Source organism: Kitasatospora sp. NPDC053308, assembly GCF_055585785.1.
Window position 1 is genome coordinate 118,596 of the sequence record NZ_JBVJJY010000017.1, and the last position, 5,657, is coordinate 124,252.

Genomic DNA, 5,657 nt, shown 5'->3' on the forward strand with positions numbered 1-5,657 from the left:
CCCCGGGGGGGGGGCCCCGCAACCCTGTATGCCCCCGAAAAAACCACGTGCACGGGAAAGTGGGGCCCCCCACACCCATGGGGGCCTCCCCCCGCTGCCGGGCGTCGTCGTCGTTCCGGGGCCCGCCGCCACGGTCGGCGCGATGAGGAGCGCCCGGTTTCGGATGCTCTGACGGGATCCGTACACGCCTTCGAAACAACGGGCCGCCCCTGGGGCACAAGGCCCGGTATGGTCTGGGGTAACCGTGGACGCGGGGAATCGGAGTCCCCCTGCGCGAGGAGCCCCCAACGTGCTGATCACCCATGACACCGAGTGCGCGCTGAGCATCCTCGTGGAGCTGCTCAACACCGCACCCGAGGTGTGCGGCGCCGAGCGACTGCCGGACATCGCCTCGCTCGACGCCTTCGTGGTCCGCCAGGAGATCAGCGAGATCGACTCGCTGACCGAGGACGACCTGCGGCGGGTGCACGAGCTGCGCACCCGGCTGCGCGAGGTGTTCGCGACGGAATCCACCGCAGAGGCGGCCGAGCTGGTCAACGCGATCGTCGCGGCCGCCGGGACGACGCCCCGACTCACCAACCACGACGACCACGACTGGCACATCCACTACTTCGCGCCGCACGCCGCGCTCGGTGACCACCTGGCGGCCGAGCTGGGCATGGCGCTGGCCTTCATCCTCATGGCGGGCGAGCGGGAGCGGCTGCGCCGGTGCGAGGCGCCGGACTGCGCGCGGGTCTTCGTCGACCTCTCCCGGAACCGTTCGCGGCGCTACTGCGACAGCCGCACCTGCGGCAACCGCCTGCACGTCGCCGCCTACCGGGCGCGGCAGCGCTCGGCGGAGGCCGTCCCCTCCGTCTGAGCGCCGCGGCGCGTCAGATCCCGCGTTTGCGGAGGATCTCCTCGATGTCGGCGAAGTCGCCGAGGCCGTCGTCGCGCTTGCCCCCGGCTGGCTTCTTCGCGGCCTTGGGGGCCGGCGCCACGGCCGGGCGCTCGGGCGCCGGGCCCGCGGCGGCCGGGCGCTCCGGCGCGCTCTCCACGGCGGTACCGCGACGGCCCACCCAGCGGGTGGTGACCAGCAGGGCCGCGGAGACGCCGAGCAGCGCGATGCCGGTCCACACCCGGGGGTCGAAGACCAGCTTGGCCGCCCAGTCGGCGAACGCCCGGCCGATGGTGCTCGCCAGCGGGAACAGTCCGGTCAGGTAGAGCCCGGCGGGCAGCAGGGCCACGGCGAACCAGCGGGTCGCCGACAGGAAGCGCCGCCGGTAGGCGCGCAGGCCCGCGACGGCCACCCCGCCCGCCGTGAGGAGGAAGCTGATCGCCGCACTCAGCACGGGGCCACCTCGTCGCGTCCGGTCGTCCTGGTCATCGGTGCCTCCCTCTCGGTCCGCCCTGGGGGGGCGCACCGCCGGCCGGAGCGGGCGCCCACTAGTGGAACACTGGGGGAATGATCGATGGTTCCCTCCCCCGCCTTGAGTTCTGGTGCGACCTCCAGTGCCCGGACTGCCGTACCGCGCTGACCGACGTGCGGGCGCTGCGCGCGCAGTACGGCGATGCCCTGACCGTGGAGCTGCGGCACTTCCCGCTGGCGAAGCACAAGCACGCCTACGCCGCCGCGGAGGCTGCCGAGGAGGCGTTCGCCCAGGGGCGCGGCTGGCCGTTCGTCGAGGCGCTGCTGGCCCGGGTCGAGGACCTGGACGCCCGCGGTCAGCAGGTGCTGCTGGAGGTCGCCCGCGAGGTCGGGGCGGACGTCGAGGAGGTCGACACCGCGCTGATCGACGGTCGGCACATGCTGACCGTCGACGCCGACCAGGCCGAGGGGAAGGCGATCGGCGTCACGGGTACGCCGACGTACGTGATCGGCGGCAAGCGCCTCGACGGCGGGCAGAGCCAGGACGGCCTGCGGGAGCGGATCGCGGACGTCATCGAGGCCGCGCGGGCTTCCTGACGGCACGTCAGAGCGCCTTGCCGTAGAGGCGTTCGATGACGCGGTAGCCGAGCGACTCGTAGAGCCGGACGGCGACCGCGTTGTCGGGGAAGACGTTGAGGCCGAGGGTGTGCACCCCTGCGGCGAGGCACTCCTGCTCGGCGAGCAGCATCAGGGTTCGACCGTGTCCCCGGCCCCGGTGGGCCGGGGACACCTCGACCACCATCACCCAGGCGAGCGGCTCGCCGTCCGGCAGGTCGCGCAGGTGCAGGGCCACCCAGAGGGTGCCGTACGGCTCCGGGCCGCCGTCCGCGCCGTACAGGCCGCTGAGGACCACACCCGGGGTGTCGACGCCCTGCGGGAGCAGGTCCTGCGGGCCGCCGCCCGACTTGGCGCGCGCCTGCTCCTCGGTGAGACCGGAGGCCACGAGCGAGCGGGCGAAGCGCTCCGCGCCCCGGTCGAGCCAGGGCTGGAGCGCGTCGGCGGCGACCGGCCGCACCACCAGGCCGGCGGGCAGGGCGGGGGCGTCGGCGAGCCGTTTCGTCATCGTCCGCATCCGCTCGGTGTAGCCGAGGGTGGCGGCGAGGGCGCGGGCGACCGGCGCCGACCCCGGGATCTTCACGTCCACCCGGACGCAGCCCCAGGTGCGCAGCACCTCCTCCGCGGCCAGCGCGCCGAAGGTGCCGCGACCCCGGCCGCGCCCTTCCGTCACCTCCAACTCGGATATCCCGCCCCAGAGTTGGCCGCCGTAGGCAGTGGCAGTGGTGCGCAGCGCGCCGACCGGGTGACCGTTCGTCAGGATCCGCCAGCGTCTGGTGCGGCCGCCGGCCGCGGTGGGTGTCTCCGGGCCCTCGGGGCGCAGCGTGGTGGTCATGTGGTGGTCCCTTCCCCTTGCTCGGGAGGTTATCCACGGGCTGAACACCCGGCCGGTTCCGTGGCCCGGGAGCGAGGATCAGGGGTCGAGGTCGTCGCCGCTGCGCTCGGCGAAGACGGTCATGGCCTTGGCGGTGACCGGGCCGATGCCGGGCAGCTCGCGGTCGTCGACGCGGGTGACGGCCTGGACGTCGCGGGTGGTGGAGGTCAGGAAGACCTCCTCGGCGTCCCGGAGGGCGTCGAGCGGGAGGTCGGCCTCCTCCGCCCCGCACCAGTCGACGACGAGCTGCCGGGTGATGCCGGCCAGGCAGCCGGAGGAGAGGACGGGGGTCAGCAGGCGCCCGCCGATGACCACGAAGACGTTGGAGCCGGTGCCCTCGCAGAGCCGGCCCGCGGTGTTGGCGAACAGGGCCTCGGAGGCGCCGACGCGGTGGGCGGCGGCCAGGGCGACGACGTTCTCCGCGTACGAGGTCGTCTTGAGGCCGGCGACGGCGCTGTGCTCGTTGCGGCGCCAGGGGACGACGGCGACGGCGGTCTCGTCGGGGCGGCGGTCGATGGCGCCGAAGGCGACCACGAGGGTGGGGCCGGTGGTGCCGCGCTCGGAGCCGAGCGGGGCCTGGCCGCCGGTGTAGGTCACCCGCAGCCGTCCGAGCGGCGCGGGGTTGGCGGCGAGGACCCGGGTGCAGGCCTCGCGGACCAGGTCGTGGTCGGGGTCGGGCAGGCCCAGGCCGCGGGCGGAGCGGGTGAGTCGGTCGAGGTGCCGGGTGACCGCGAAGGCGCGGCCGTCGACGGCCTTCAGGGTCTCGAAGACGCCGTCGCCGGTGGTGAGGCCGTGGTCGAGGACGGAGACCGCGGCGTCGGCGGAGTCGACGAGGGTGCCGTTGACCCAGCTCGTGGTGCTCGTGTGCATCGGGGCTGCTCCTAGGACACGGGGTTCACGCCCCGGTCGGGTCGGGTTCGCTGCCCGACGCTATCGCGACCAGACGGGCGGCCTTCAGTTCGGTTTCCGCCCACTCGCGGTCGGGGTCGGAGCCCCAGGTGATGCCGGCGCCGGTGCCGAAGCGCAGGACGGGCGCGCCGGGGTCGGTCCGGTCGAGCCAGAAGGTGCGGATGCCGACGGCGAGTTCGCCCTCGCCGCGGTCGGCGTCGACCCAGCCGACGGCTCCGCAGTACGGGCCGCGCGGGGCGGTCTCCAGGGCCTCGATGATCCGCAGGGCGCTGGACTTGGGGGCGCCGGTGACGGAACCGGGCGGGAAGGTGGCGGCGAGGAGCTCGGGCCAGCCGGCGTCCGCGCGCAGGGTGCCCTGCACGGTGGAGACCAGGTGCACCAGGCCGGGGTGCTTCTCGACGGCGCAGAGGTCGGGGACGGTGACGCTGCCGGTGTCGCAGACGCGGCCGAGGTCGTTGCGGACGAGGTCCACGATCATCACGTTCTCGGCGTGGTCCTTGTCGAGGAGGTCGTCCTCGGTGCGGCCGGTGCCCTTGATCGGTCCGGAGGAGACGGTGCGGCCGTTGCGGCGCAGGTAGAGCTCGGGCGAGGCGGTGGCGATCTCGACGCCGTGCTCGGGCAGCCGGATGGTGCCCGCGTAGGGGGCGGGGTTGCCGTGGGCGAGCAGGCCGGTGAGGGCATCGATGTCGCTGAGGTGCGGATCGGGCAGCGGCGCGGACAGCACGCGGCAGAGGTTGGCCTGGTAGACCTCGCCGGCGGCTATGTGCTCGCGGATGCGGCGTACGCCCGCGGTGTAGGCGGCGCGGTCCAGGGAGCTGTGCCAGCTACCGGCGTCCGGGCCGCGCCAGCCGGCGCCCGAGGGCGGGGCGGGGGCGGGGCGGAGCTCGTCGAAGCGGGCGCAGGTCAGTCGGCCCTCGAAGTCGTAGGCGACGGCCCAGTAGCCGGAGGAGTCGAGGGCGGCCGGGTCCGAGGTGACGTCGCGCAGGCCGGTGGCCAGGCGGCCACCGAAGCGGGCGAGCGGGGTGCGGGGGTCGGGGTGGCCGGACACGGTTCTCCTGCGCGGTGCTGGGCGGCGGTGCCTGAAGTGTAGGTCGGGGGCGCGGAGGCGGCCCTGATGAGCGTGCGCGCGACGGGGCGCATGAGCCGGGGCGCGGCCCCGCGCGCGCAGGCCCGGGCGTCGCGGGGGTGTGCGTCGGGTGGCCTGCGGATGATCGTCCGGAACCGTCGCAGGTGGCGGCCGGTGGCCGTCCACGCACACTTACGGGAGGGCGGTCGGCGGGCATCCCCTCGGCACGCTGCGGGAACGGATTTTTAGCTGGCCCGGGAATCCGCTAGAGTTCAACACGTCGCCAGGGAGCGCAGCCGGGAAAAACGGTGAAGCCCCCGGGAGACAGGCGGACGTGGCTCAGTTGGTAGAGCATCACCTTGCCAAGGTGAGGGTCGCGAGTTCGAATCTCGTCGTCCGCTCGATGGAGAACAGTGTAAGATCGTTCTTCGTGTGTTGCCTGGTGGAGTGGCCGAGAGGCGAGGCAACGGCCTGCAAAGCCGTGTACACGGGTTCAAATCCCGTCTCCACCTCCAAGAGGATCACCCGGTTCCGCCGGGAGACCTCCCCGCGCGATTAGCTCAGCGGGAGAGCACTACCTTGACACGGTAGGGGTCACTGGTTCAATCCCAGTATCGCGCACGTCGGACCCTTCGGGGTCTGCTGCAGGACCGCCACACCAGGCGCGATTAGCTCAGCGGGAGAGCACTACCTTGACACGGTAGGGGTCACTGGTTCAATCCCAGTATCGCGCACGTCGGACCTTTCGAGGTCTGCTGCAGGACCGCCACACCAGGCGCGATTAGCTCAGCGGGAGAGCACTACCTTGACACGGTAGGGGTCACTGGTTCAATCCCAGTATCGCG

The 5,657-nt window shown here is 73.2% G+C and carries 6 protein-coding genes and 5 tRNA genes; 7 read left to right on the forward strand and 4 right to left on the reverse strand.

Annotation, left to right across the window (positions count from 1 at the left end):
• The first annotated feature begins 289 nt into the window (after nucleotides 1-289).
• Entirely contained in the window at nucleotides 290-859 is a 570-nt protein-coding gene (locus tag ACZ6Y7_RS29980; RefSeq protein WP_465761076.1) for a CGNR zinc finger domain-containing protein, read from the forward strand.
• Nucleotides 860-872: 13 nt separating this feature from the next.
• On the opposite strand, the gene ACZ6Y7_RS29985 is transcribed toward ACZ6Y7_RS29980, so the two are convergent.
• Nucleotides 873-1,331, reverse strand: coding sequence for a hypothetical protein (locus ACZ6Y7_RS29985; protein ID WP_465761077.1), 459 nt, complete (start codon nucleotides 1,329-1,331; stop codon nucleotides 873-875).
• Nucleotides 1,332-1,444: 113 nt separating this feature from the next.
• Between ACZ6Y7_RS29985 and ACZ6Y7_RS29990 the strand changes: the two genes are divergently transcribed.
• Nucleotides 1,445-1,945 (forward strand): DsbA family protein, encoded by a 501-nt coding sequence (locus ACZ6Y7_RS29990; protein ID WP_465761078.1) that lies wholly within the window; start codon nucleotides 1,445-1,447, stop codon nucleotides 1,943-1,945.
• Between the two features lie 7 nt (nucleotides 1,946-1,952).
• Here the strand turns inward: ACZ6Y7_RS29990 and ACZ6Y7_RS29995 are convergent, their stop codons facing one another.
• From ACZ6Y7_RS29995 to ACZ6Y7_RS30005, 3 genes are all read right to left on the reverse strand, one after another.
• Nucleotides 1,953-2,798: a GNAT family N-acetyltransferase gene (locus ACZ6Y7_RS29995; protein WP_465761079.1), complete on the reverse strand. Its 846-nt coding sequence runs from the start codon at nucleotides 2,796-2,798 to the stop codon at nucleotides 1,953-1,955.
• Nucleotides 2,799-2,876: 78 nt separating this feature from the next.
• Nucleotides 2,877-3,707 (reverse strand): aminotransferase class IV, encoded by an 831-nt coding sequence (locus ACZ6Y7_RS30000; RefSeq protein WP_465761080.1) that lies wholly within the window; start codon nucleotides 3,705-3,707, stop codon nucleotides 2,877-2,879.
• Between the two features lie 25 nt (nucleotides 3,708-3,732).
• On the reverse strand, nucleotides 3,733-4,794 hold the full coding sequence (locus ACZ6Y7_RS30005) for a chorismate-binding protein (RefSeq protein WP_465761081.1): 1,062 nt from the start codon (nucleotides 4,792-4,794) through the stop codon (nucleotides 3,733-3,735).
• Between the two features lie 346 nt (nucleotides 4,795-5,140).
• Here ACZ6Y7_RS30005 and ACZ6Y7_RS30010 point away from each other — a divergent pair.
• From ACZ6Y7_RS30010 to ACZ6Y7_RS30030, 5 genes are all read left to right on the forward strand, one after another.
• Nucleotides 5,141-5,213 (forward strand) — tRNA-Gly (locus ACZ6Y7_RS30010).
• A 40-nt stretch (nucleotides 5,214-5,253) separates the two neighbouring features.
• Nucleotides 5,254-5,327: transfer RNA gene (locus ACZ6Y7_RS30015), tRNA-Cys, on the forward strand.
• 34 nt (nucleotides 5,328-5,361) lie between these two features.
• Nucleotides 5,362-5,433 (forward strand) — tRNA-Val (locus ACZ6Y7_RS30020).
• A 41-nt stretch (nucleotides 5,434-5,474) separates the two neighbouring features.
• A tRNA-Val gene (locus tag ACZ6Y7_RS30025) sits at nucleotides 5,475-5,546 on the forward strand.
• Nucleotides 5,547-5,587: 41 nt separating this feature from the next.
• A tRNA-Val gene (locus tag ACZ6Y7_RS30030) sits at nucleotides 5,588-5,657 on the forward strand.

Bases quoted from the DNA above. Each gene is read 5' to 3' on its own strand.
- ACZ6Y7_RS30000 (WP_465761080.1), bottom strand. From the start codon at position 3,707: ATGCACACGAGCACCACGAGCTGGGTCAACGGCACCCTCGTCGACTCC.
- ACZ6Y7_RS29990 (WP_465761078.1), top strand. From the start codon at position 1,445: ATGATCGATGGTTCCCTCCCCCGCCTTGAGTTCTGGTGCGACCTCCAG.
- ACZ6Y7_RS29995 (WP_465761079.1), bottom strand. From the start codon at position 2,798: ATGACCACCACGCTGCGCCCCGAGGGCCCGGAGACACCCACCGCGGCC.